Origin of the sequence: Rubrobacter tropicus (assembly GCF_011492945.1) — a bacterium.
In the GTDB taxonomy this organism is placed as follows: domain Bacteria; phylum Actinomycetota; class Rubrobacteria; order Rubrobacterales; family Rubrobacteraceae; genus Rubrobacter_D; species Rubrobacter_D tropicus.
Map to the genome: position 1 here is coordinate 4,028,149 of NZ_CP045119.1, position 22,550 is coordinate 4,050,698.

Below are 22,550 nucleotides of genomic sequence, written 5' to 3' on the forward strand. Positions count from 1 at the left end.
TCCTCGGTATCCGCCCTGCCCCTAAGCGTACTGCCGCCCTGACGGAATCCAAACCCCCTTGACGCACCCGACCGGATCTACTCCGTCCCGTGCGCCCGCGGTTTCCGCGCGTCGGTCGCGACGCGTTGGGGACCGCGGCTAAATCGTCCAAGGGTTCATCGACGTCACCCACTTCGCGTACCTGAGGTCGTCCCAGAGGAGGTGGCGGCACGTCTTCGTGACGGGCGTCGAGTCGAACAGCTGGCCGGAGTGCAGCTGCTCCGTTACGGGGGCGAGCCAGCCCGCCGCTTGGGGCCGCAAAGCGGCGATCTTGGGACGCAGGTACGAGGCGCGTGCATCGTACTCCTCCCATAGCCCCGGCCTAGCTGCCTCGGGTCTGGTTTCTAGCGAGATCTCGGAGGTGTTCCGGTACCCTGGGGGTAGCGGCTCCACGTACCAGCTCACCAAAGGCTCGCGGCGCTCGGTGTCCGAGCGAACGTCCAGGTACCCCACGATCCTGCCGGGGAGCGTCGCGGCCATCGGCATGTGGGGCCGCAGCGCGGGAACGAGCGTCTCCGCGACCTTGGCGTAGGCGTGCAAAGTCTCCTGGACCAGTATCCGCGCCCGCTCGAGAAGGCGGCCTTCCGAATACCAGTCCCACGTGTACATCGTGTCGTCGTTCCCCATGGCCCGCCTTGCTTCGTCCAAGGTCCGGTCTTCGATGGGCGCGGGAGAGGCCATCTCGCTCTCTCCAGAGTCCCTGAGCCGGCGCACCTCCTCGACCAGGTGGCTAGCACCGTAGATCACGGGCCGCAGACTGGTGCGGGGCGGCGGTCTCCAGATCCACCCTCCGTCCCAGACACCGCACTCGTCGAACAACGTCTCGATCTCCTCGAGGGCAATAGGTTCATCGCTGTAGCGCGACCTCCTCTTCTCCTTGTGCAGGAGATCCTTCGCCGTGCGCCAGGCGGCTTCCCGGGCCAGCATCGGCGTTACGGCCGGCAGCGTGCGCTTCTTGAGGGCTTTCTCCAGGTCGCCGCGGAGATCCTTGAAGGTCCTTCCCCACGGCCAAGAGGCCTGCCGCCCGACAACGTAGGTGCGCTGCGGGATCCCGTACTTGAGTTCGGAGTCGACCACGCGCGAGTACGGGACGACGTCCGGTAGGTCCACCTCGCCAGCGTACCAGGCGTACTTGCCCATACCCGGCTCCCAAATAGAGCCGGTAATCGCGAGTGTCCCCAGGGAGCCGTCTTCCCTGATGGGTGCGAAGAGCGGGGCCAACGGGCCGAGGCCCTCTACCCAGGCGCCCATGGCCTCCCTTAATCTCGCCGTTACCACCGCCGCGTCGTCGGCCGGACCACCCTCCGCGCTTCCGTAACGGTCGAACGCCGCGTCTGCGACCTGGGAGGCGAAGGCCGGCGCGGCCCTCACGAGGGGCCCGAATATCCTCGACACACGCTCGTATCCGAAGTTGGAGACCGCCATGACGAGGGGGTAGCGCCAGCGCTCCAAGCGCCCGAAATCCGAGGCGAGTTCCTCCGCGTCCACCTCTCCCAGTTCCAGCGCCTGGGCGGCGAACCACTCCGAGAGGATCTGCAGGGAGAAGCGCAGCGTGCCGTCCACCTCATGCACCAGCCCGGTGGCCCGCATACGCCCGACCTGCGTCCAGGTGCCTACGTCCCCGGCCCTCACGCGTCCGGACGCCGAGTCGGTGACGGCCACGGCGAGGTCGCGAAGCTCCTTGAGTTCGACGGCCTCCCCCGATTTCTTCAAAGCCCGCTCGACTAGGTGGGAGAGAAGTTCGCCCACGGACCGGGCATCGCGGCCGTAGTTGTTCCTCATGTTGAGGCCGACGAGGGTCGCGAACAATGGCCTCCTTACGGCCTTGCGCACCGACTCCGGCAGCCCGTGGAGAAGCGCGTCCAGCACGCGGTCGTCCCCCGAGAACCTGCGGATCAGGGACGCCGTCTCCGCGGCGGTGAGTTCCGGCAATTCGATCGGGTCCCCGTGCTCCTTCTCCTCCTCGAGCTCTTGCAGCGGGCGGCCCGCGACCACGACCGTGGTGCTGGGCCAGACGTCCGGAAGGTAGTGGGCCTCCTCGAGCAGTCGACCGGCCTCCGAACGGCCCGCCTCTTCGAGGCCGTCCAGGAAGACCGCGGCGCCGACTTCCTCCGGCCTGCCGAGCGACCGCGTCCCGTGCACCACCGCCTCACGCAGCTCGCCCCGCACCCTGGCCACGTCGATAAAGACCGGCAGAGGCGCGTACTCCTCATCCCGGTAGCGAACTATGGCCCGCTGCATCAGCCTGTCCAGGAGCAAAGATTTTCCTGACCCCGCTTCGGCGGCGATCACGTTCACGGGGCGGCCGAGCTGCTCCCGCACGTCGGGCCCGGGCGCGCCCACCGCCGGGTTCCTCGCGAGGATTTCGGCCTCGTCGGGCGCCACCCCCAGGGTGGTCCAACGCCGTCTGCACCTGGTCCACGACGCGCGCTCCAGCTCGTCGGCCTTCGGCCCCGAAGGCTCGGTCCTCCGAAGCGTCTCCGAAACCATTCCTTCGAGCCCGTAGAGCTTGGAGATCTCGACGAAGTTGTGCAGCGGGTGTTCGGGGGCCGAAGCCTCCTCCCTGATCCGTCGGGCCAGGTGCAGCGCGCACGTCTCCATGGCCCGCTCGAAGGTCACGGGGAAAGCCCCTGGGTCGTAACCACGCCCCTCGTAGATCTCGCGGAGCCTCCCTACCGGGAGCGGCTCGGAATCCACGGCCACCGAGACGAGCGCGTACGCCACTTCCTCCGAAGAGAAAAAGTTGGACAGCTTGGTGCGCAGGCCCGACACGTAGTCGGGATCTTCGGCGAGCTCCCCCGACCTCGTCAATCCGTCCAGCAGCGCCCGGATGGATTCTCCGAGTAGGGCCTTCAGCTCGCGCTCCTGGGCGGGACCGAAGGCGGCCTCAGCGAGGCGACCGGCGGCCTTCGAGGCCGCCACGTTAGCGAGGTCGGTCGCCAGAGCGCCGAGCGTGACGCTAGCCATCGTTGAGCCTCTTCAGGTACTTCTTGACCGTGTTGTAGGAGAGCCCGGTCTCCCGGCTCATCCTCCCCTGCGAGAACTCCCGCTCCCTCATCCCCGCCAGCACCGGCGCCCACCTCTCGAACCCGTCCGGCCTCCCCAAGACCTTCCCGCTCCTCCTGGCCCGCTCCAGCCCCGCCTTGGTCCTGTCGGAGATCCTCAGGGCCTCCTGCTGGGCGTAGTAGCTGGTGACCCCCAGCACGATGTGCGCGATCAGCTCGTTGTCGGTGTCCAGGAACGGCTCCGTGTAGGACTTGAAGGCCACCCCGCACGCGTCGAGGCGCTCCAGGTAGGCGATGGTCTTCCTTATCCCCTCCCTGCTGAATCTATCGAGCGCCCAGAACAAGAGCACGTCGAACCGGCGGCGGACGGCGTCGGCAAACATCCGGTCGAAGTCCTTGCGCTCGCGGCGGCCCCTGGTGCCCGACTCCCTGTCCACGTACTCGGCGACGAGCCCGTGGCCCTCCCAGCCCTCGCAGAACTCCCTGAGCTGCAGGAGCTGGTTGTCGGTCTCCTGGGAGCCGTCGTCCTTGGAGACCCTCAGGTAGATCGCGACCCTGGTAGGCTTCGTCGGCATCCCGGGATTCTACCGGAGCCTCTGGCAAAAAAACGCCCGTTTCCTGACACCCCTTATCGGTGGAAGCGAAGGTCGCTCGCAAAGCGGATTTCGGGCCGCCGAGGACGTGCCCCTTTTCTGACACCCCCTCCGCACACGATTACGTGGCCGGCAAGTGGGGGGTGCCCGGGTCGACGGTGAGGCGGTGGTCGGCGGCGCGGCGGAAGAACTCTGCCGGGTTGAAGAGCTGCTCGATGTGGGAGATGCTGGCCGCGCGCGGGGAGGTGTAAAGGCTTTCCGCCGCGAGCGTCGCCACGATCCCGGTGGCGTGGCCTACCCCGTGACCGTTTACCGAGCAGGCGTGGGTGCGCCCGTCGGCCCCCTCGGCCTCCGCCTTGACCGCGAACCCGCCAGTTCCCATACGGATCCGCGTCAGGAGCGCCACGAGCGCGTCCCGCAACTTCGGGCGCGCGAGCCCGCGGAGCACCCCCGCCCGCTTGAGCAGCGCGAGGAGGCGCGTCGACCACGCCGGGTCGAGGCACAGCCGCGTGTCGACGTTCTCGGGTCATCGCATGATTCCGGGGAATTGTACGGTAGAGAAGGCACTCAGTCCGGGGCACGCTGCTGTGAGTAGCCAACGAAGTCGGCTTGTGCTTGGGCCGCGCCCGCAGGGTCTAATCCAATAATTCTTGCGTCGCTCAGATCATCGCCGACAGCGACGCGGAGGCTTTGCGTTTACCATGGTGGCTGTTGCTTCGGTACGCAAGAATTGGACAAACGTAACCCGGAGGAGATCGTGCCGGTACGGTTTAACGCAAGCGAGAAACGCCTCGTTGGCATCGAGGAAGAGTTGCAGATAATTGACCCCGCCACTGGGGGGCTCGCCCCCAAAGTGGAAAAGATCATGTCTTCTCTGCAGCCAGAGTTAGAAGGAGCGGTAGCTCGGGAGCTCTTCCAATCGATGGTAGAGATAAGGACGCCGCCGTGCGCCAGCGTGGGCGAGGCTGCCGCGAGTTTGCGGGAGAGGAGGAGGCGGCTCGGGACGCTTTCCGCGGCCCGCGGCGTCGCGTTGGCGTCCGCCGGCACCCATCCCTTCTCCCACTACGAGGACCAAGAGATAACCGACCGAGAGCGCTACCGGAAAATGGTGCGCGTCCTGCGCTGGGTGGCGGAGCGGGAGGTGTGCTTCGGTCAGCACGTCCACGTCGGCGTGCGCGACGAGGAAGAGGCGATAGAGGCACACAACCGCCTCTCCGAGTCGTCCCCGCTGCTGCTGGCGCTGTCTGCCAATTCCCCCTACCGCCACGGCAGGGACACCGGCTACGAGTCCACGCGGGTCAAGATCTTCGAGACCCTGCCCCGGTCGGGGATACCCCCGACCTTCGCCGACTACGAGGCTTTCGAAGGCTACGTCGACCTCATGGTCGAGATGGAAGCCATGGACGACTACACCTACTGCTGGTGGGACGTCCGCCCGCACCCGAACATAGGTACCATAGAGCTCCGCATCCTCGACTCCCAGACCGATTACCGGTATGCTGGCGCGCTCGCCGCCCTCACTCACTGCCTCGTCGTGGAGGCGTGCTCGGAGAGCCCGAAGGGACCCTTCGACCGCGAGATCGTCACGGAGAACAAGTGGCGCGGCTCCCGCCTCGGTCTCGACGCGACGATCTACGATCGACGAACGCGCGACTCGCTCCCCGCCCGGGCCGCGGCCGTCGCCCTCGTCGAGCGGCTGCGCCCCGTCTCCCAGACCTTGGGGTGCGAAGACGAGCTCCTCGGCATCCTCGAGATAGTGGAGAGGGGCACGGGCAGCCAGCACCAACGCCGCGCCTACCAACGCAAGGGGGACTTCCGGGACGTCGTCTCGTACCTCGTGGAGGGCACCCACTCAGTCGAGCCGACCGCCGCTCATGATGCCCGAGGTAGGTCGGGAGGCGGGCGGCCTTCGGCCTGACGGTTCGCCTTCCTCAATCTCCGTTGCGACCGGGTGCCGGCGGCATCCCCTTGAACATCCTGGCGCAAACGTCGGCCAAGCCGGCGCGTTTGTCGCCCAGTAGCGAGCGCACCTCGTCCAGCGAGGCACCGAAGGCATCCTCGTCGTCCCCGTCTGCTAGGGCCGCCAGTCGACGGACGCCATCCAGCAGTGCCGCCCGAGCGGCCGGGGCCTCCGGGTTGGCCGACTGTATGTCCCAGTAGACCTCCGGGGCACCGGAGGCGATCCTGGCCAGCACGGCGAGCATCGCGAGGTGCGGCGGCGGCGCAAGCGCGCACAGGTCGTCGATGTCCGCTTCCAACTCGCGTAGGGCGTACCCGAAGGCCAGCACGGCGCCGTGGGTCGCGACCTGCATGGCCGAGGCCAAACGGTCGTGCTCCTCCGGCCCGATCGGGACGACCCGGCCCCCCCAGGAAGAGAGCAGCCGGCGCATCGTTTGGGCCCTGGGGCCGTCCGCCAAGATGCTCACCGCGATCGGCCGCCCGGCCATGCCGAGCGACGGGTGGAACATGGGGTCTAGGCTCAACGCCTCTACCGAAGGAGCCTCCTTGCGCACCGAGGCGGCGATGCGGCTCTTCACCGACAGCGTGTCCACCAAAAGGGCTCCGCGACGCATGCTGCGGGCCACCGGTCCCACGGCCGCGAGCGCGGCGCGCTCCGGCACCGCCAGCAGGACGAGGTCGGACTTCCCTATCTCCCGAGAGACGCGCTCCGGGGGGGCCGTGATGTCCGCCCGCTCGTAGCGCACCCGCGGGATCCGTTCTCCCGCCGGCGGAGCGTCGACGTCCACCGACGTCACCCGGGCGCCCGAGCCCGCCAGCAAAGAGGCGAACATCCGGGCGACCTGCCCGTTTCCGCCCGCCACCACGCAGCGCGTGATCTCCTCGCGGGACGCTTCTTCCCGGCTCCGCGCGTAATCCGCCGGCACGCCCTTCACGTCGGCTCCCCGGCCGCGGGATCCGAAAGGAGCCGCAGGGCGGTGGCGGAGATGGCGGCGTTCATGGCCCTCGCCTTGACCAAGGTCTCCTCGAACTCTTCCTCCGGCTCGGACAACGCCACGATGGCTCCCCCTACTCCATAGGTGACCGCTTCCGGCGTAGAGACGATAGTGCGGATGACGATGTTGAGGTCCACGGCGCCGCCCAACGCGAAGTAGCCGAGCGCGCCGGAATACACGCCCCGGGGGCCCGCCTCGAGCCTATCTATGATCTCCATGGTCCTGATCTTCGGGGCGCCGGTCATCGACCCGCCGGGGAAGGCGGCCTTTACGCAGTCCACGGCGGAGACCTCGGGCCGCAGCGAGCCGCGGATGGTGGAGACCAGCTGGTGGACCGTGGCGTAGGATTCGACGGCGAACAGTTTCGGGACGTGCACGCTACCCACCTCGCACACCGAGTTGAGGTCGTTGCGGAGCAGGTCCACGATCATGAGGTTCTCGGCGCGGTCTTTCTCGTCGCGCGCGAGGTTCTTCCTCAGCGCATCGTCCTCCGCGGGCGTCGCGCCGCGGGGCCGCGTGCCCTTGATCGGTTTCGACTCGACCTTCCCGCCGGCGGAGACGGTCATGAACCGCTCGGGGGAGGCGCTCAGTACGGCCAAGTCGGGGAACCTCAGCAGCGCCCCGTAGGGCACCGGGCTTATCTTTCTCAAGCAGGCGTACGTCCGCAGCGGGTCCAGTGCGACGCGCGCGGACGCCATGTTCGTGAGGCAGATCTCGTACGACTCGCCGTTCCTTATCTCCTGCAGGCACTCTTCCACCAGCCCCAGGTAGGCCTCGCGCGGGTGCCTGAGCGTGCCCGAAACGGGGTCTTGGGTGTTGTCGATCTCCACGCTGACGGTTTCCGTTCCTCCCGACGACCCCTCGGCGGCGCCAACGGCCCGCACCCGCCGGGACGTCTCGTCCAGCCACCTGTCCGCGTCCCGATGATCGTCTCCCTCGCTCAGGCACAGAGCGTAGCTGGCGCCTTCGGCGTGGTCGAGCACGAGCATGCGATCCGAGAATAGGAGCGCGGCGTCGGGCGTCGGCGACTTGTGCGCTCGGGCCCCGCCGCACTCCGCCTTCAGCTCGTAGCCGAGGTACCCCACGTAGCCCAGGTCGAATTCGAACGGGAGTTCGGGCGAAGCCACCGAGCGTCGGCGGAGAGCCCCGTCCAGGTACTCGAAGAACCCTTGGCGGCGCCGGGTGGTGCCGCCCTGGCCCCGGATCGTGACCGTCCGCTCCGCCAAGCTGTAGGTGACGAACTCCGCGTGCGGGCCGGAGCCGTCGCCCATGAACGAGAAGCGCGATAGCCCTTCTATCGCGGCGCTGCTGTCCAGCCAAAAACTGTACCGGGATGCCCCGAAGAGCCCCGCGTAGAGGCGCTCGGCGTCGGGCAAGAACGGGATCTTGCGCACCCGGAGGGTGTAACGCGGCGCGCCGGCCTCCTCGGGCGCCGGTTGCGGTGGCAGGCTTGGTGCGATAGGTGCCGGGTGCGACGACGTCCCGCAAGGCTCGGCGTGGCGTCTCGTCAGGTCTTGGAAGTTCTCGATCAGGCGCCGGCCGTGCTCGGTGCAGATGGACTCCGGATGGAACTGCACGCCCCACAGCGGCCTCGAGCGGTGGCGCAGACCCATCAGGACGCCGTCTTCCGTCCAGGCCAGGGGTTCGAGTTCCTCAGGAAGCTCCGCGACGGCGAGCGAATGGTAGCGTACCGCGGAGAACGGCGAGGGGATGCCGGCGAAGACATCCTGCCCCGTGTGGTGGACCGGGCTCAGTCGTCCGTGCATCGCCTCGGGGGCCAAGTCGACCTCGCCCCCGAAGAGGTGGCCGATCCCCTGGTGGCCAAGACAGACGCCCAGGACCGGAACCTCGTTCTCAAGCACCGCGCGGGCACTCTCGCCGAAGTCGCGCCGCCTCTCGGGGCGTCCCGGGCCGGGCGAGACGACCACGTTGTCGAACTCGGATATCGACAGGTCGGCCCAGTCCTCGGCGTCGTTGCGCACGACCTCGGGCGGCTCGCCCGCCACCTCGCCGAGCAGCTGGTAGAGGTTGTAGGTGAAGGAGTCGTAGTTGTCGATCAGTAGCGTCCTCACGCCCGCGCCCCCGAATCCCGTCTGCTCGCATCGCCGTGGTGGTCGCCGCGTGCCCCGATCACCTCGTCCTCGACCCTGCAGCTCTCCTCGATGATGAGGTCGTAGAGCCGGCGCAGGTACGAGGGGTCCAGGCCGTTGGCGGCCGCGAAGGTGGCCGCGCGCTCGTGCTTCGACTCGACCCTCTGCGGTTGCATCATCGGTATGCCATGTTCTCGCTTATGTTCCGCGATTCGGACGATCATCTGGATGCGTTCGCGCACCAAACGCAGCATCCTCTCGTCGATCTCGTCCAGTTGCGCGCGAAGCTCCTCTAAGCCGGTGGCTTTGTGCTCCTCGGTCATCTCCCCTCCCGTGTGCGTTGCACTCAAACGCCTGTCCTGGTGCCTCCTCGGGGCGTTTTAGGCCCTTGGCCGCGTCGGGGAAGCATCGGTCCCACAAGCTGTTCCCTCCTCACGGTAGCCGGACGGGGACCCTCAGTTGTGGCGTAGCTGGGCACGATGATATATGCTCGGGGGGTACGCCGCAAACGGAGCCCGGCTGGACGGGACGGTCTCGCGCCGGCGGGCATGGGGGGCATGTATGCTGTTTGGAGAAGATCCGCAGCGCGTCGACGCCACCGCACGGGCCGACGCCACCGCGGTGGTCAACTCGCACAATGGGTGGGCCCCGCTGGAGGAGGTGATCGTGGGGGCGCCTTTCCACCTCGATTACCAGAACGACGTCAGCTTTCGCGTCTTTTTCTTCGGGAATCTGAGGAGCGGCCTGAACCCCAACGGGCGCGGGCCCTGGGTGATCTCGGCGGATTCGGAGCTGGAGAAGCGGGTCCGGGCGGAGCTCGAGGAGGACCTGGCCGAGTTCATCTCGCTGCTCGAAAGGGAGGATGTGGCGGTCAGGAGGCCCGAGATCCCGTCCGCGGCGCAAGAGTTCCGCACGCCCGACTGGACGAGCAGCTCCGGGCACTCGGTGATGCCCCGCGACATGCTGCTGGTAATCGGTAACGAGGTCATCGAGACCGCTCCGATGGTCCGCAGCCGCTACCTCGAGTCGAACCTCTACAAGAGGCTCCTCGTCGAGTACTTCAACCGGGGGGCGAAGTGGACCGTCGCGCCGAGGTCGCGACTGCTGGAGGAAAACTTCGACTTCGGCTACGTGCGCGGGGAAGGCTACGACGACCCGCTGCCCGAGGAGCCCTTCTACGAGATCATGTTCGACGGCGCCCAGGTGCTCAGGCTGGGGCGCGACCTCCTGTTCAACTGCTCGACGGAGAACCATCGCATGGGCATGAGGTGGCTCCAGCGCCAGCTGGGCGATGACTACCGGGTGCACGAGATCAACATAACGGACCACCACGCGGACGCGAGGATGCTCCCGCTGAGGCCGGGGACGTTGCTGCTGCACCGGGAGATAGAGGAGCACCTCCTGCCGCCCTTCCTCAGGGACTGGGAGATCGTCCGCTACGCGCCGCCGGAGGAGGACCTCGAGCCCGGGACCTACGGGGGCAGGCCGATCCTGGCGTCGCCGGGACTCGGCATGAACGTGCTGTCGTTGGACGAAGAACGCGTCGTCGTGCAGGACTCGCAGGCGGCGCTCATCAGGGACCTAGATAAAGCCGGCTTCAGCCCGATCCCCTGCAGCTGGAGGCACGGCCGGATAGTGGGCGGCGGCTTCCACTGCATGACCCTCGACGTCAGGCGCCGCGGCGGGCTGGAGGACTACTTCTCGGGGTGACACAGGGCCGGGGCCTACCCCCCCGCCCCCGCGGCGGCGCGCAGGGACCGCCGACCCGCCAGGTTGATTAGCAGGGCCGCGGCCGCGGCCCCCGCCGAGAGCAGGAAAGTACCCAGGGCGCCCGCGGAGTCCGCGAGGGGGCCGCCTGCGGCGGCGCCCGCGGCGGTGCCCACCGCGATGGCGCTCGAGATCCAGGCGAAGCTCTCCGTGAGGCTCTCGGGCGGGACCAGGGACTCCACCAGCATGTAGCCGGAGATCAGGGTCGGCGAGATGGCCAGGCCCGCGACAGCGGCGCAGGGCGCCATGAGGGCAACCGAGTTTGCGAGGCAGAGCGGGACGGCCCCGACAACGAGCACGAGCGTCGACAGGAGGAAGCGCGGCCCGGGTCCCACGCCCGCCGGCAGGGCGCCGTAGGCGAGGCCCGAGACCAGGCTGCCGGCGCCCACGAGCGCCAGAAGTAGCCCTGCGGCGGCGGGCGAGCCCTGCTCCCTAGCGAAGGCGACCACCCCGATGTCCACGGCGGCCAGGAAAGCGCCGAAGGCGGCAAAGACGGCCACCACAACCCACATCCCCCGTTCTCGTACCACTCCGCCTACTAGGTGCGCGGCCCCGCGCGTATCCGACCGCCGGGCAACCGTCGGCTCCGTGCTTTTCTGGGCGGCGAGAGCGAGCGAGCCGACGGTTACCAGCACCAGGGCGCCGAGCAGGCCCGCCTCGGGGGCCACGCCCACCGCGAGCGCGGTGACCAGCGCGGGCCCGGCGACGTATATGACCTCGTCGAGCACGGACTCCAAAGCGTAGGCCGTGCTTAGGCCCGGCGTGCCTGCCGACGCGTCCGGTGGCTGATCCGGGTCGTCCTGAGCCGCCTTCTTCACGAGTGCGGTCCACCGTGCACGCACGAGGGGTCCCAGAGACAGCGCGGAGGCGCCGACGACCGCCGCGGCTACCAAGAGCGCCCAGGCCGGCGCTTCCTGCCGCGTGAGAAAGACGAGCCCGAGGACCCCGCAAACATGCACCACCAGGGACGCGAGGATCACCAAGCCTTGGCCCCGATTGTCCGCCAAACGGCCCAGAGCCGGCGAGAATGCGGCCTGGGTGAGTGTGAAGGCCGCGACCGCGGCGCCGGCCAACGCGTAGGAGCCGGTCAGGGCAGAAACCATCAGCAGGCACCCCAACGAGCGCATGGACATGGGAAGCCGACCCAGAAACCCGGCCGCCACCATGGCGGGGGCCCCTGGCAAAGCCAGCAGGTAACGGTAGGCTTGCATCGCGGCGCCCTCCTCGCCTTTACGGACTCGTACGGTCCTACTGACGGCACCCCCCCGGACGCACGAGGATCTCGAGCGGCGCGGTGGACCGTCACCCGTCAACTACCATAGGGTACCGTCCCGCGAGCAACAGGCAACCGGCCTGGGCTCCCCGACGTAGACGAAGCCGAGCGTCTCGAGCTTACGATTAGCTAGGAGCGCGCCGACGGACGGTGACGCGCAAGGGGCGAGGGGAGGTAGCAGGAGTTGTGACCCCGGTCTGCTACCAGAGGCCCGGTGGGCCAGACCGAGGTGTGTGTAGGAGGCGTTTTGAAGGCCCGCACCACCCTGTTAGGCTCCCACGGTCGCGAGCTCCCGTTCTTCGGCTACAACGATGTTCGAGTCGGCCTTGAAGACAACTCGATGGTCACCAACGACACGCCGACTTCCTGAGTTGTTATGCGAGATTTAAGACCTCTTGAGCCCTAAAGAGGCTACCGGCTGAGTTCTCAGCGGGCCGACGTTACAAAGGTTCATGAAGATTCAGGGCGGTCGAGCGCGATCTGATGCATTGAGCCGTGCAACCATCCCCGCAAGGCAAACTGCCTTGCCCTTGGTTCATAAGCGGTAGCAACGTCCGTGTTGCCTTCTAAGATGTCGTGAGCGAGGTGGACTCACGATACCGAGGCTCTTGAAACGTGGGGCAGCGATCATTCAGAATCCGACCATAGTTTTGACCATAACCGCGACCATAACCCGGCGCGTGTCGAGGCGGGTCCACGAGGGTCCGGGATCAGCGCCCAAAAGAGAAAGCCCCGTAGAATGGGGCCTAAGCGGGGCTGCCGGACCAGGATTCGAACCTGGACTAAGTGATTCAGAGTCACTCGTGCTGCCGTTACACCATCCGGCAAAAATACAGCGGGGCGTATTGTAACGCGTAGTCCGCTTTGCGTCGAGGCGTTTAGCCGATGCTTTCTGCGGTGCCGCCGGTCTCCATGGCGCGTAGGATCTTGATCCTCTCCCCTATCGGCGGGTGGGTGGAGAAGAGGCCCTTCGCCCGCTTCTCGAAGCGCTTGATGGGGTTGACGATGTAGAGGTGGGCCGTAGCCCGGTTGGCGACCTCCAATACTTCTCTATCGCCGCTGATCTTTTGCAAAGCGTCGGCGAGGCCGTCGGGGTTGCGGGTGAGCCTGACGGCGGTCGCGTCCGCGAGGTACTCGCGCTGGCGGCTTATGGACATCTGGAGGAGGCGGGCGAAGAGGGGGGCCAGGATGGCGAGGACTATGGCAACTACCACCATAATTATCTGCACGTAGCCGCCGCCCTCGCGGCTGCGGCCGCCCCCGAACCAGAGGCCGCGCAAAAAGAAGTCCGAGATGAGGACCGTGGTCCCCACCAGGATGCCGACGAGCATGGCGTAGCGGATGTCGTAGTTGCCGACGTGGGCCATCTCGTGGGCCACGACGCCCTGAAGCTCGTCCCGATCGAGCTTTTCGAGAAGCCCGCTGGTGACGGCTACGGAGGCGTGCTCGGGGTCGCGGCCGGTGGCGAAGGCGTTGGGGGCCGAGTCCTGGATGATGTAGACCTTCGGCATCGGGAGGCCGCCGGCTATGGACATCTCCTCCACCACGTTGAAGAGCTGGGGGGCGTCTTCGTGCGTGATCTCCTTTGCCCTGGATGCCGCGAGCACCATTTTGTCGCCGGCGAAGTAGGAGACGAGGCCGGCGATGGTGCCGACGACGAAGGCCAGGACGAGGCCGAAGATGGCGCTTCTCGGGTCGCCGAGCCAGGCGTAGCCTATGACGTAGCCGAGCACGAGGACGAAGACGAAGAAGGCCAGGATCAAAAACAGGCTGTTGCGCCGGTTGACGCCGATCCTGTCCCGGAAGGTCCCCTGGGCTGGTCCGGCCATCCGTGCCCTACGTTCTCTCGCGGAGAAGGCTACAGGCTGCAGGTCGCCTCCTTCGGAGGCTCTCAGGTATCAGGGGTGGTTGGCGGAGCAGGGTCCCGAACACGCACCCCTGATGCCTGATGCCTGATGCCCGAAACCTCTCGGAAAGGGGTTCCTCGACCCGCCCGGCGTCCGTCTCTCTTCGCCCGTGGCTTAAAGTCACAGGAGGCCTCGCTCTAATCGTAGGAGACCGTGACGGACTCCCGCTCGGGCCCCTGGGCCTCGAAGTACTCCTTCTCGGTGAAACCCATGGCCCTCGCGAAGATCACGGCCGGGAAGCTCTGTATCTTGGTGTTGTAGGAGCCGACCGAGTCGTTGTAGTGCTGCCTGGCGAAGGAGATCTTGTTCTCCGTGGAAGACAGCTCTTCCTGGAAGTCCACTAGCACCCGGTCGGAGCGGAGCTCGGGGTAACTCTCGGCCACCGCGAAGAGGTTGCCTATGGCCCCCGAGAGCCGCGCTTCTGACTGGGCCTGTTCGCCGACGCCCTGGGGCTGCATGGCACGGGAGCGGGCCTGGGTAACCTGTGTCAGGACTTCCTGCTCCTGGCGGAAGTACTTCTTCACGCCTTCGAGGAGGTTTGGGATCAGGTCGTAGCGCCGCTTTAGCTGGACGTCTATCTGCCGGTACGCTTCCTCGGTGTCGTTCTTGCGCCGCACGAGCCCGTTGTAGGTGACGACCGCGAACACCACGACCACCACCAGCACGATTATCAAGATGATCGCCGTTACGCCCATCCAGGACCTCCGAAACGAGTGCCTACGACGACCATTATATATCCACGCGGTTGGATGCTTTCGGGTTCGAGGTTCTGGGGTTTTGGGGTTCTAGGTCTTGGGGTTACTGTACAAAGAGGGGTCCCGAGCTCCCACCCCTCAAAACCTTGATGCCTCAACGCCTCAAAGCCTCCGGTTCCAAGAACTCCAACCTGTTCCCAAACGGGTCTTCCCCGTAGAATCTGCGCCGCGGCGCGAGGTCGTCATCCCACCGGACGGCCAGCCCCACAGCCTCCAGCTTGCGGGCCAACTCTTCGAGGGCGGGGACGACGAAAGCCGGGTGCGCCTTCCTGCTCGCCCGGTAAGGCTCCTCCACCCCGAGGTGCAGTTGCCGCCCGTCCGGAAGGGCGAACCACGCACCGCCGCGGGCCGCGAGCGCCGCGGGTTTCTCCAGCTCCCGCAAGCCGAGCAGGCCGGAGTAGAACTCGCGTGCCTTTTCTTCCCTGCCGGCGGGCATCGCCACCTGGACGTGATCCAGGGCATCTATCATCTCGTCTCCTCCAGAACTGTTCTCCGCCCGCAGGCTATCATGAAAGCCGAAAGGAGCCGCCCTGCCAGGATACGATCCTCTAGCCGACCTCTACGATCTCGAGTACGTCCACGACCATGACGTGCCCTTCTGGCTCGCCCTCGCAGACCGCGAACCCGGTCCCGTCGTCGAGTGGGGCGCCGGAACCGGCCGCATAGCCGTCCCCCTCGCCGTCGCGGGCCACGAGGTGACCGCTGTCGAAGCATCCGGGACGATGGTCGAGAGGGCCAGGGAGAAAGACGCCTCCGCCAGTTGGGTAGTCGGCGACATGCGAACGGCGAGGCTTGATCGCCGGCACGGCCTCGCCATCTGCGCCTTCAATTCCTTTCTCTGCCTGCTCTCCGTGGATGATGCGCTGTCTTTCCTTCGCAACGCGCGAGAGCACCTGGAGCCCGGAGGCCTGCTCGGCATCGAGGTCTCGGCCCTCTCCCCGGAGGAGCTCGTGGACCCGCCCGGCGGCCCCGCCATCCGTCACGACTTCACCAGGGACTTCCCGGACGGCGGCCGGCTCGACCGCTTCTCCCTCTCGCGCTACGACGCGGCCACCCAACTCATGGAGATGCGCCTCTTCTACGAACTCTATAAACCCTCGGGCGCGCTGATCACCCGACGCGCGCACGACCTGACGATAAGGATCACCAACCGCGACGAACTGCTCTTGATGCTGCGCCTCGTGGGCTTGGACGTCGAGGCCGTCTACGGCGGGTTCGAGGCGGAACCGTTCACCGCCGAGAGCGATCACCTAATAGTCCTGGCGAGGGGATAGGCTACAAACTACGGCGGGGCCGGAACGCCGCCGCGCCTGCCCCGTCCGCCTCGGCGTCCCGACGCGTGCGAGAGCGCTGATCGACCCGAAGGAGCCGGGCACGACCTCCACACGGGGAGGTCTCTTTCGGGACTTTGTCGCGCACAATGGGCCGATATGTGCAGGCATCCGGCGCCGCGGGGGGCGACCATAAGGCCGTGTGCGGCGGAAAGTCGCGCCTGGAGATCCTAGAAGGAGAGAACATGGACAGAGGAAGAGACGCGGACGGGGGCAGGCCGGTGGAGCCGGGGAGGGCCCGGACGCACGGCAACGACCCGGACGCCGTGGAGACGCACCGGGCGGGAAGCTCGGTCCCCGGCGAGGGCCGGTCCAGGGCCGAAAACCTCGGGCCGAATATCCCCGCCTCCGGGCCGACGGATGGCCGGAGGCACGAGGAAGAGGTCCTCGTCTCCCGCGGGTCCACGGGCACCGGCGGCTCGGGCGCCGGGGTGCGGCGGTACAGTGGCGACCACGGTGGCGGCGGTGAAGACCTGGCCTCGGCCCGACGAGACAGCATCCGCTGGGGGCCGATCTGGGCGGGCCTGATCACGGCGCTCACCACCTTCCTCTTGCTGCAGCTCCTCGCCATCGGGCTCGGCCTGGTAGACGTCGGGCCCGGCTCCGACGGCGGCGGTGGCTGGGTGCCCGGTCTTATTGGCCTGTTCGCCTTCTTCACCGGCGGCGCCGTGGCCGGTATGACGAGCGCCATCAGGGGCCCCGGCTCGGGCCTGTTGAACGGCTTCATGGTGTGGGCCTTGGGCACGGTGCTGATCCTGCTGCTCTCGGCGCTCGGGTTGGGGCAGCTCTTCGGCGCCCTGGGCAACGTGGCGGGCCAGGTCGGGCCCGGCGCCCTGAGCGGCGCGGCCCAGAGCGCCCAGGGGGCCGCGCCCAACGTCAGCCCCCAGGAGGCCGAGCAGGCCCTGCAGACCGGGGCCATAGGCGCCTTCTTCGGGCTGCTGCTCTCGGCGCTGGCGTCCATGTTCGGGGGCCTGCTCGGGGGCAGGAGCCGCGACCCCATAGGCCGGCCAACAGACGCCAGCAGGGACTAGCCGTTTCAAGAATCCCCGGACAACGAACGCGGGAGCAGGAAGGACCCTGCTCCCAGCGAACAGTTGGAGTCCGGAGGGTTCGTTATTCCTCGCCCATGGGCATACAAGACGTGTATCTCCGTAGAAGGAGGCGAGAGCGCATGGGCATAAACCGCTGGAGCAGCGCAAGAGGAACGAGGCGGAGGCCAGGGCCGGAGACGAACTCGCCAAAGACCGGAAGTGGGACGCCTCTTCCCGGCCGCAAGGTTCCGGGGGGCCGGCCGGGGACGAGGAGAAGCGCGACGTCGTCGAGAAGCTCAGGAAGCGCGAGAGCGATTCTTGGCCCGTCGGGGCGTTTCGAGTCGTCGCGCCCGGCCCGGATCGCCGCTCCGCCTTCCGGCCGCGAACCCGTAGGGGCGTTCGGCGGCGAGGGGTGAGCGCTTCCATCGAGGAACACACCATCGAGGTCGGGGGGATGACCACCCGCTACTTCGCCGCGGGCGCCGGCCCGCCCCTGGTGCTGCTCCACGGAGACGGCGAGAGCGCCTTCGACTGGTCCTGGACGTTGCCGGCCCTCGCTCGCTCGCGCAGGGTCTACGCGCCCGACCTGCCGGGCTCCGGCGAAAACGCGAAGCCCGCCGCCGACTACTCCCCCGCTTTCCTGGAGCGCTTCGCCGCCTCGTTCCTCGACGCCGTGGGGGTGGGGCGGGCCGCCGTGGTCGGCAGCTCGCTGGGGGGGCTCGTAGCCCTGCGCCTGGCCCTCTCTGAGCCCTCGCGCGTGGGGTCGCTCGTCCTCGTCGCCAGTTCCGGCCTGGGGCGAGCCGTAAACCTGGGTCTGTCCTCGCTCATCATACCCGGCTACGGCGACCTGGCGACAGGATGGGCCGGGACGAAGGCCGGCGCCGCCCAGAGGGCACGGTCACGGGCGCGGCTCCTGTTCGCGCGCCCCGGCCGCGCCCCCAAAGCGTGGATCTCCGAGCAGTACCGGCTGGCGCGGATGCCCGGCTTTTTGGCGGCCCAGCTCGCCGCCCTGCGCGCAGAACTCGACCCCCTCGGGCAGCGGGAGGTGCTGCTCGACGAGCTCCCCCGCCTGACGATGCCGACGCTCCTCGTGTGGGGGGAGCGCGACCGCATCCTCCCCGTCTCGCAGGCGCGGGCCGCGCTAGCGCGCCTGCCGGAGGGTTCGATCGAGATCATTCCCGATTGCGGCCACCTGCCCCAAGTCGAATGGCCGGACCGTTTCGTGCGGGCGCTCGACGGGTTTCTGGGGGATGAAGAGACCCGCGATCCCGAGCTCCGCTAAGACCACGTCCACGTAGGGAGAGAAGATGACACTAAAGCCGTTGCGGGAACAGGTAGTAGTCGTGATGGGGGCTTCGAGCGGCATAGGCCGGGAGGCGGCCCTCCGCTTCGCCGGGCGGGGCGCGAAGGTCGTCGTCGCGGCCAGGGGAGAGCCGGGGCTTCACTCGTTGGCGGAGCAGATCCGGGCCGGCGGCGGCGAGGCGACGGCCGTAGTCGCCGACGCGGCCGAGTTCGACCAGGTCAAGGCGGTGGCGGACCGCGCGGTGGAGGAGTATGGCAGGCTCGACACCTGGGTGCACATAGCCGGCGTCGGGCTGTTCGCCGCCTTCGAGGACACCACGCCGGAGGAGTTCCGGCGCGTCATAGACGTCAACCTCGTGGGACAGGCCCACGGAGCGATGGCGGCGCTGCCCCACATAAAGCGCGAGGGACGGGGCGCCCTCATACACATGTCCTCCATGGGGGCGAAGCGCTCGGTCCCGCTCCAGAGCGCCTACTGCGCCTCCAAACACGGCATAGACGGTTTCCTGGGCGCCCTGCGCGTCGAGCTCGGGCACGAGGGGCTGCCGATCAACGTCACCAGCATAGAGCCCGCCACGACCAACACGCCGTTCTTCGATAAGGCCCGCACCAAGCTGGGGGTCAAACCGGTCGCCCCGCCCCCGATCTACGCGCCCGGCATCGTCGCCGGCGCCATCCTCCACGCCGCAGAGCACCCGGCCCGCGATATCGTGGTCGGGGGCGCCGCAAAGGCCATGATCCTGGGCCAGCGCCTCTCACCCCGGCTGCTGGACGCCTTGATGGAGAGGGGGGCTTTGAGGTCCACTACACGGATGAGCCCAAGCCCGAGGACGCTCCGGACAACCTCTACGACTCCCTGGGGGGCTACGAGGCGGTCGAAGGCTCCTTCGGCGACCGCGCCCACCCCAGTAGCCTCTATACCTGGCTAGAGATGCGTCCGGCGGCGAAGGGTGTCGCGGTCGCTGGAGCGGCATTGGGCGCGCTGGCCTTGCTGCGCGCGAGGTCGTAGGGTCCCAGAAGGTCAGCTGTCTGACAGCGGCTTTCATAAACTTTGAGCCTCTTGCTGGACGGGAGGATAATCTGCTAGGTCGAGGTACTCGGAGGCGCAAGGCTTTGAGGTTCTGGGTTTTTGAGGTTTTTGCTGATGGCTGAAGCCTGGACCTTCGGGGTCATCCTTTCTGCAAGCCGCTGTGAGAGCGGTTTGCGGAGGTATCGAGCCTACCGCGAGCAGGCATCCGGGTTCTCAGGTCTTTAGGGGCGGAAACCTTCCTACTCGAGTTCCTGCCGGTCCACGGGCCGGAGCCTCGGGACGAAGCGCGGCACGACCTCGCAGTAGCGGCGGTAGGGTTGGCCGAAACGCTGGCGCAACTCGCGTTCTTCGAGGGGGAGTTGGAGGGCGAGTTGGGCTGCGTAGAGGGCGGCGAGAAGGACGAGGAACCAGTTCGAGGTGAGGAGCGCCGAGCCCAGGATCAGGGCGAAGTCCGTGTCGTAGAGGGGATTCCTCACATACCTGTACGGCCCTTCGAGGACGAGCCTCTGCGGGACGTTATTCTCCTCGGCACCGGCTCCAGGCGGGAAGAGAGCCCCGGCGAAGAGCAGCCGTGCCCACCCCATCTTCGCCACGGCCCACGTCCCGACCAATACGGAGACGAGGGCCAGGATCGCGCCGATCACCCTAACCAACAGCGCCCCGTCCCAGCCCCAACCGAGCCACCAAGGCGAGAGCACGAAGAGCAACACCGTGGTCCCGCCCCAGAGCCCGACGACCTCGACCAGATACCACGCCAAGAGACCCCGTCGCCTGAGCCATCCCCGCCAGAACGAGAGCACCGGATACGTCACCAAATCTATGACGATCATGCCCCCGTAAAACGCCGCCACGAACAGCGGCAACAAGACCCACCGCCCAAGCAACGCATCCCCGACCACGCAAACCGCGAACGAAGCGGCCCACGACACTGCGGGCACCACGTGCCGCTCGCCGCCAGCTCCGACCCTCACCTCCACGCGGGCATGTTAGCACGCTCGCTTCGCGAGCTTGTCAGCGCGCTGCGGCCTATGGCCTCCGCTCTCGGCACGCTTCGGGCCTACGGCCCTCGCTCTCAGCCCGTCAGCTTTGTCCGCCGATGACCCGACCCCGTCGCGCGGGAGCTTCTCTCCGACGGCCCCGAACGCTTCGGCCCGGACTAAGGCTGAGAGCGAAGGCGGAGCCGGAGCGGGCTGATCGCTGACGTCGCGGGTCGGGCGCCGGGTCATCGCGGGCCGGCGTCTTTGGGCAGACGGAGCAGGACGAGGGCGATGGCGGCGCCGAGGATGACGCAGCCCGCGCCGGCGAGGAAGGCGGCGTGGTAGCCGGAGTTGAGGGCGGCGCTGGAACCGGCGCCGCCCGTTACGAGGGCCGCGATGGCGGCGAGCGCGGCGAGGCCCAAGGCGCCGCCCATCTGCTGGGAGGTGTTCACCAGGCCCGAGGCCAGGCCCGCTTCGTGTTCCGGGACGCCGGCCGTGGAGGCCAGGATCACGGCCATGAACCCGAACGCCGCCCCGACCCCGAGCACGAGCATCCCCGGCAGGACGTCGAGCAGGAAGCCACCGTCGACCGGCGTCCTGGCGAAGAGCAGGAGTCCCAGGCCCATCAGGCCCAGGCCCGAGCCTATCGTCGGCTTGATGCCGAAGCGGTTGACCGCCCACGCCGCGGGACCCTGGGAGATGACCCCGAGGGCTACCGTCGCGGGCAGGTAGGCGATCCCAGTCGCGAGGGAGTCGTAGCCGAGAACCCTCTGCAAGTACAGTGCGCTGAAGAAGAACCACCCGACCATCCCGACGACGGCGAGCGCCATGACCACGTTGCTCACGGCGAGGTTGCGCGAACGGGAGAAGACGCCGGGCGGCACCAGCGGCGCCTTGCTCCGCCGCTCGACGGCGACGAACGAGACCATGAGCGCCGCGGAGAGCAGGAGGAGGAGGGTGGTGAGGGCCGGCGGGTTCTGGGCGGCCCCGACGATGGCGTAGACGGCCGTCACGATGGAGGCGGTGACGAGGAACGCGCCCGGCAGGTCGAAGCCGCCACGCGTCTCTGGCTTCGGGTCCGGTTCCAGCAGGGGGCCGCAGAGCGCCAGGGCGACGAGCCCCACGGGACCGTTGACGAAGAAGATCCAGGGCCACCCCATCGTCTGCGTCAGCACGCCGCCGAGCAGGACGCCTATGGAGGCCCCGCCCGAGACGACGAAGGCCCAGATGCCCATGGCCTTCGCCCTCGACTCGGGCTCCTTGAAAGTGGTGATGATGATCGAGAGCGCGGCCGGGGCGATGATAGCGCCGCCTATCCCCTGCAAGGCCCTCGCGGCGACGAGCAGCACCTGGGAGCCCGCGAACCCGCAGAGCAGGGAGGCGAAGGTAAAGAGGGCCAGCCCGAAGACGAAGACCCGCCTGCGCCCGAACAGGTCGCCGGCCCTGCCGCCCAAAAGCAGGAAGCCGCCGAAGGTGAGCAGGTACGCGTTGACCACCCACGAGAGCCCGGCCTCCGAGAAACCCAAGGAGCCCTGGATGGCGGGCAGCGCGACGTTCACGATGGTGCCGTCGAGTACGAGCATGAGCTGCGCCGCGCACACCAGGTAAAGGGCCAGCCACCGCCGGCCCGTCGGACGCCGCTTCCGGTAGGCTTTTTGTTCGGGTTCGATCACGTTCTCCTCCGCCATGCTATGTAATGTCCTTCGAAGTCGTTTGACTCTCCGGGTAGTTATAGGCCATCGCCGCGCCGATCCCCTCGTCCAAAAGATGGATTATCGGGTGGAGATGCGGACCCGCAGGGCGGCTTCTCCGACTCGATCCAGGGCCTCGATGGCCGTCCCGTCGTCTACCGAGTATGGGGCACCCTCAGCCTTCTTTCACGACGTGGAACGTGAGGTGCGTGACGCCCGGGGCTTCCACGACCCTCGGGCCCTCCAGCCGGATGGGCGCGGTCCCCAGGTGCTCGAACAGCCGGACGCCCCCTCCGAGCAGGACGGGGACCAGGTTGACGTGGATCTCGTCGAGCAGCCCGGCCTCGATGCACTGCTGCGCGATGCTCGCGGCGCCCACGGCCACGCCCCTGTCCCCCGCGGCCCTCTTCGCCTGCTCGACGGCGCCCTCGACCCCGTCCGTGACGAACGTGAACGGAGATCCTTCGCCGGCCCACTCCTCGGGGACCGTGTGGGTGACGACGAAGGTCGGCACGCCTAAGGGGGGTCTGCCGCCCCACCCGTTGGCGATGTCGAAAGTCCTGCGTCCCGTCACGAACGCCCCCATCGTTCTCTCTACCTCCCGGAGGAGATCGGCGCTCTGCGGCGAGATCTTGAACACCATGTCGGTACCCGGCAGTTCGTATTCGGTCTCGCCGCTGGAGTACCACTCGAAGAGCCGCTCGCCGCCCTCGCCGAGGGGCAGTTCGGGACTATCGTTCGGCCCGGCGATGAAGCCGTCTAGCGACATCGTGAGCCCCGTAGAGACTTTCCCCACGCTCGTTCT

The 22,550-nt window shown here is 67.7% G+C and carries 19 protein-coding genes, 1 tRNA gene and 1 pseudogene; 7 read left to right on the forward strand and 14 right to left on the reverse strand.

The features are described 5' to 3' along the window. Nucleotides 1–138: 138 nt before the first annotated feature. The 3 genes from GBA63_RS20115 to GBA63_RS20125 form a co-directional block, all read right to left on the reverse strand. A complete protein-coding gene (locus tag GBA63_RS20115; RefSeq protein WP_166179051.1) occupies nt 139–3,006 on the reverse strand; it encodes an NACHT domain-containing protein in 2,868 nt (955 codons plus the stop codon). Beyond that, a complete protein-coding gene (locus tag GBA63_RS20120) occupies nt 2,999–3,619 on the reverse strand; it encodes a recombinase family protein (RefSeq protein ID WP_166179053.1) in 621 nt (206 codons plus the stop codon). Before GBA63_RS20120 ends, GBA63_RS20115 begins: the two co-directional genes overlap by 8 nt. A 139-nt stretch (nt 3,620–3,758) precedes the next feature. Continuing rightward, complete coding sequence (locus tag GBA63_RS20125; protein ID WP_166179054.1) at nt 3,759–4,085, reverse strand: hypothetical protein; 327 nt, start codon at nt 4,083–4,085, stop codon at nt 3,759–3,761. A gap of 309 nt (nt 4,086–4,394) precedes the next feature. Between GBA63_RS20125 and GBA63_RS20130 the strand changes: the two genes are divergently transcribed. Beyond that, nucleotides 4,395–5,555 (forward strand): glutamate--cysteine ligase, encoded by a 1,161-nt coding sequence (locus GBA63_RS20130; protein WP_166179056.1) that lies wholly within the window; start codon nt 4,395–4,397, stop codon nt 5,553–5,555. A gap of 13 nt (nt 5,556–5,568) precedes the next feature. Here the strand turns inward: GBA63_RS20130 and GBA63_RS20135 are convergent, their stop codons facing one another. The 3 genes from GBA63_RS20135 to GBA63_RS20145 are packed head-to-tail and all read right to left on the reverse strand — an operon-like array spanning nt 5,569 to nt 9,004. Continuing rightward, nucleotides 5,569–6,531: a prephenate dehydrogenase dimerization domain-containing protein gene (locus tag GBA63_RS20135; RefSeq protein WP_166179058.1), complete on the reverse strand. Its 963-nt coding sequence runs from the start codon at nt 6,529–6,531 to the stop codon at nt 5,569–5,571. Further along, a complete protein-coding gene (pabB, locus tag GBA63_RS20140) occupies nt 6,528–8,663 on the reverse strand; it encodes an aminodeoxychorismate synthase component I (RefSeq protein ID WP_166179060.1) in 2,136 nt (711 codons plus the stop codon). The genes GBA63_RS20135 and pabB overlap by 4 nt, the downstream gene beginning before the upstream one ends. Beyond that, a complete protein-coding gene (locus GBA63_RS20145) occupies nt 8,660–9,004 on the reverse strand; it encodes a chorismate mutase (RefSeq protein ID WP_166179062.1) in 345 nt (114 codons plus the stop codon). Before GBA63_RS20145 ends, pabB begins: the two co-directional genes overlap by 4 nt. Nucleotides 9,005–9,242: 238 nt before the next feature. Here GBA63_RS20145 and GBA63_RS20150 point away from each other — a divergent pair, with 238 nt between their 5' ends. Beyond that, nucleotides 9,243–10,391, forward strand: a complete 1,149-nt coding sequence (locus GBA63_RS20150) for a glycine amidinotransferase (protein WP_166179064.1) — start codon at nt 9,243–9,245, stop codon at nt 10,389–10,391. A 14-nt stretch (nt 10,392–10,405) separates the two neighbouring features. Here the strand turns inward: GBA63_RS20150 and GBA63_RS20155 are convergent, their stop codons facing one another. Next, nucleotides 10,406–11,659, reverse strand: a complete 1,254-nt coding sequence (locus GBA63_RS20155; RefSeq protein WP_166179066.1) for an MFS transporter — start codon at nt 11,657–11,659, stop codon at nt 10,406–10,408. A gap of 309 nt (nt 11,660–11,968) precedes the next feature. On the opposite strand from GBA63_RS20155, the gene GBA63_RS24110 reads away from it, so the two are divergent. Then, on the forward strand, nt 11,969–12,091 hold the full coding sequence (locus GBA63_RS24110) for a hypothetical protein (protein WP_266096285.1): 123 nt from the start codon (nt 11,969–11,971) through the stop codon (nt 12,089–12,091). Nucleotides 12,092–12,477: 386 nt separating this feature from the next. Here the strand turns inward: GBA63_RS24110 and GBA63_RS20160 are convergent. From GBA63_RS20160 to GBA63_RS20175, 4 genes are all read right to left on the reverse strand, one after another. Further along, nucleotides 12,478–12,548: transfer RNA gene (locus tag GBA63_RS20160), tRNA-Gln, on the reverse strand. 51 nt (nt 12,549–12,599) lie between these two features. Next, a complete protein-coding gene (locus GBA63_RS20165; RefSeq protein ID WP_166179068.1) occupies nt 12,600–13,550 on the reverse strand; it encodes a M48 family metallopeptidase in 951 nt (316 codons plus the stop codon). Between the two features lie 215 nt (nt 13,551–13,765). Further along, on the reverse strand, nt 13,766–14,323 hold the full coding sequence (locus tag GBA63_RS20170; RefSeq protein WP_166179070.1) for a LemA family protein: 558 nt from the start codon (nt 14,321–14,323) through the stop codon (nt 13,766–13,768). 154 nt (nt 14,324–14,477) lie between these two features. Then, nucleotides 14,478–14,852, reverse strand: coding sequence for a VOC family protein (locus GBA63_RS20175; protein WP_166179072.1), 375 nt, complete (start codon nt 14,850–14,852; stop codon nt 14,478–14,480). Nucleotides 14,853–14,973: 121 nt separating this feature from the next. On the opposite strand from GBA63_RS20175, the gene GBA63_RS20180 reads away from it, so the two are divergent. From GBA63_RS20180 to GBA63_RS20195, 4 genes and pseudogenes are all read left to right on the forward strand, one after another. Then, nucleotides 14,974–15,657 (forward strand): class I SAM-dependent methyltransferase, encoded by a 684-nt coding sequence (locus GBA63_RS20180; RefSeq protein WP_166179074.1) that lies wholly within the window; start codon nt 14,974–14,976, stop codon nt 15,655–15,657. A gap of 242 nt (nt 15,658–15,899) precedes the next feature. Next, complete coding sequence (locus tag GBA63_RS20185; RefSeq protein ID WP_166179076.1) at nt 15,900–16,745, forward strand: hypothetical protein; 846 nt, start codon at nt 15,900–15,902, stop codon at nt 16,743–16,745. Nucleotides 16,746–17,157: 412 nt separating this feature from the next. Continuing rightward, nucleotides 17,158–18,027 carry an alpha/beta fold hydrolase gene (locus GBA63_RS20190; protein ID WP_166179078.1) on the forward strand — a complete coding sequence of 290 codons (870 nt, stop codon included), beginning with the start codon at nt 17,158–17,160 and terminating at the stop codon, nt 18,025–18,027. Nucleotides 18,028–18,052: 25 nt separating this feature from the next. Beyond that, a pseudogene (locus tag GBA63_RS20195) lies at nt 18,053–19,056 on the forward strand (SDR family oxidoreductase). Between the two features lie 260 nt (nt 19,057–19,316). On the opposite strand, the gene GBA63_RS20200 reads toward GBA63_RS20195, so the two are convergent. From GBA63_RS20200 to GBA63_RS20210, 3 genes are all read right to left on the reverse strand, one after another. Beyond that, nucleotides 19,317–20,054, reverse strand: a complete 738-nt coding sequence (locus GBA63_RS20200; RefSeq protein WP_166179080.1) for a methyltransferase family protein — start codon at nt 20,052–20,054, stop codon at nt 19,317–19,319. A 245-nt stretch (nt 20,055–20,299) separates the two neighbouring features. Then, entirely contained in the window at nt 20,300–21,742 is a 1,443-nt protein-coding gene (locus GBA63_RS20205; protein WP_166179082.1) for an MFS transporter, read from the reverse strand. Between the two features lie 178 nt (nt 21,743–21,920). Continuing rightward, nucleotides 21,921–22,541, reverse strand: a complete 621-nt coding sequence (locus GBA63_RS20210) for a dihydrofolate reductase family protein (protein WP_207956944.1) — start codon at nt 22,539–22,541, stop codon at nt 21,921–21,923. Nucleotides 22,542–22,550 lie beyond the last annotated feature (9 nt).

Coding starts and splice junctions, on each gene's coding strand:
- GBA63_RS20115 (WP_166179051.1), bottom strand. CDS start 3,006: ATGGCTAGCGTCACGCTCGGCGCTCTGGCGACCGACCTCGCTAACGTG.
- GBA63_RS20120 (WP_166179053.1), bottom strand. CDS start 3,619: ATGCCGACGAAGCCTACCAGGGTCGCGATCTACCTGAGGGTCTCCAAG.
- GBA63_RS20145 (WP_166179062.1), bottom strand. CDS start 9,004: ATGACCGAGGAGCACAAAGCCACCGGCTTAGAGGAGCTTCGCGCGCAA.
- GBA63_RS20150 (WP_166179064.1), top strand. CDS start 9,243: ATGCTGTTTGGAGAAGATCCGCAGCGCGTCGACGCCACCGCACGGGCC.
- GBA63_RS20155 (WP_166179066.1), bottom strand. CDS start 11,659: ATGCAAGCCTACCGTTACCTGCTGGCTTTGCCAGGGGCCCCCGCCATG.
- GBA63_RS20165 (WP_166179068.1), bottom strand. CDS start 13,550: ATGGCCGGACCAGCCCAGGGGACCTTCCGGGACAGGATCGGCGTCAAC.
- GBA63_RS20170 (WP_166179070.1), bottom strand. CDS start 14,323: ATGGGCGTAACGGCGATCATCTTGATAATCGTGCTGGTGGTGGTCGTG.
- GBA63_RS20175 (WP_166179072.1), bottom strand. CDS start 14,852: ATGATAGATGCCCTGGATCACGTCCAGGTGGCGATGCCCGCCGGCAGG.
- GBA63_RS20185 (WP_166179076.1), top strand. CDS start 15,900: ATGGACAGAGGAAGAGACGCGGACGGGGGCAGGCCGGTGGAGCCGGGG.
- GBA63_RS20205 (WP_166179082.1), bottom strand. CDS start 21,742: ATGGCGGAGGAGAACGTGATCGAACCCGAACAAAAAGCCTACCGGAAG.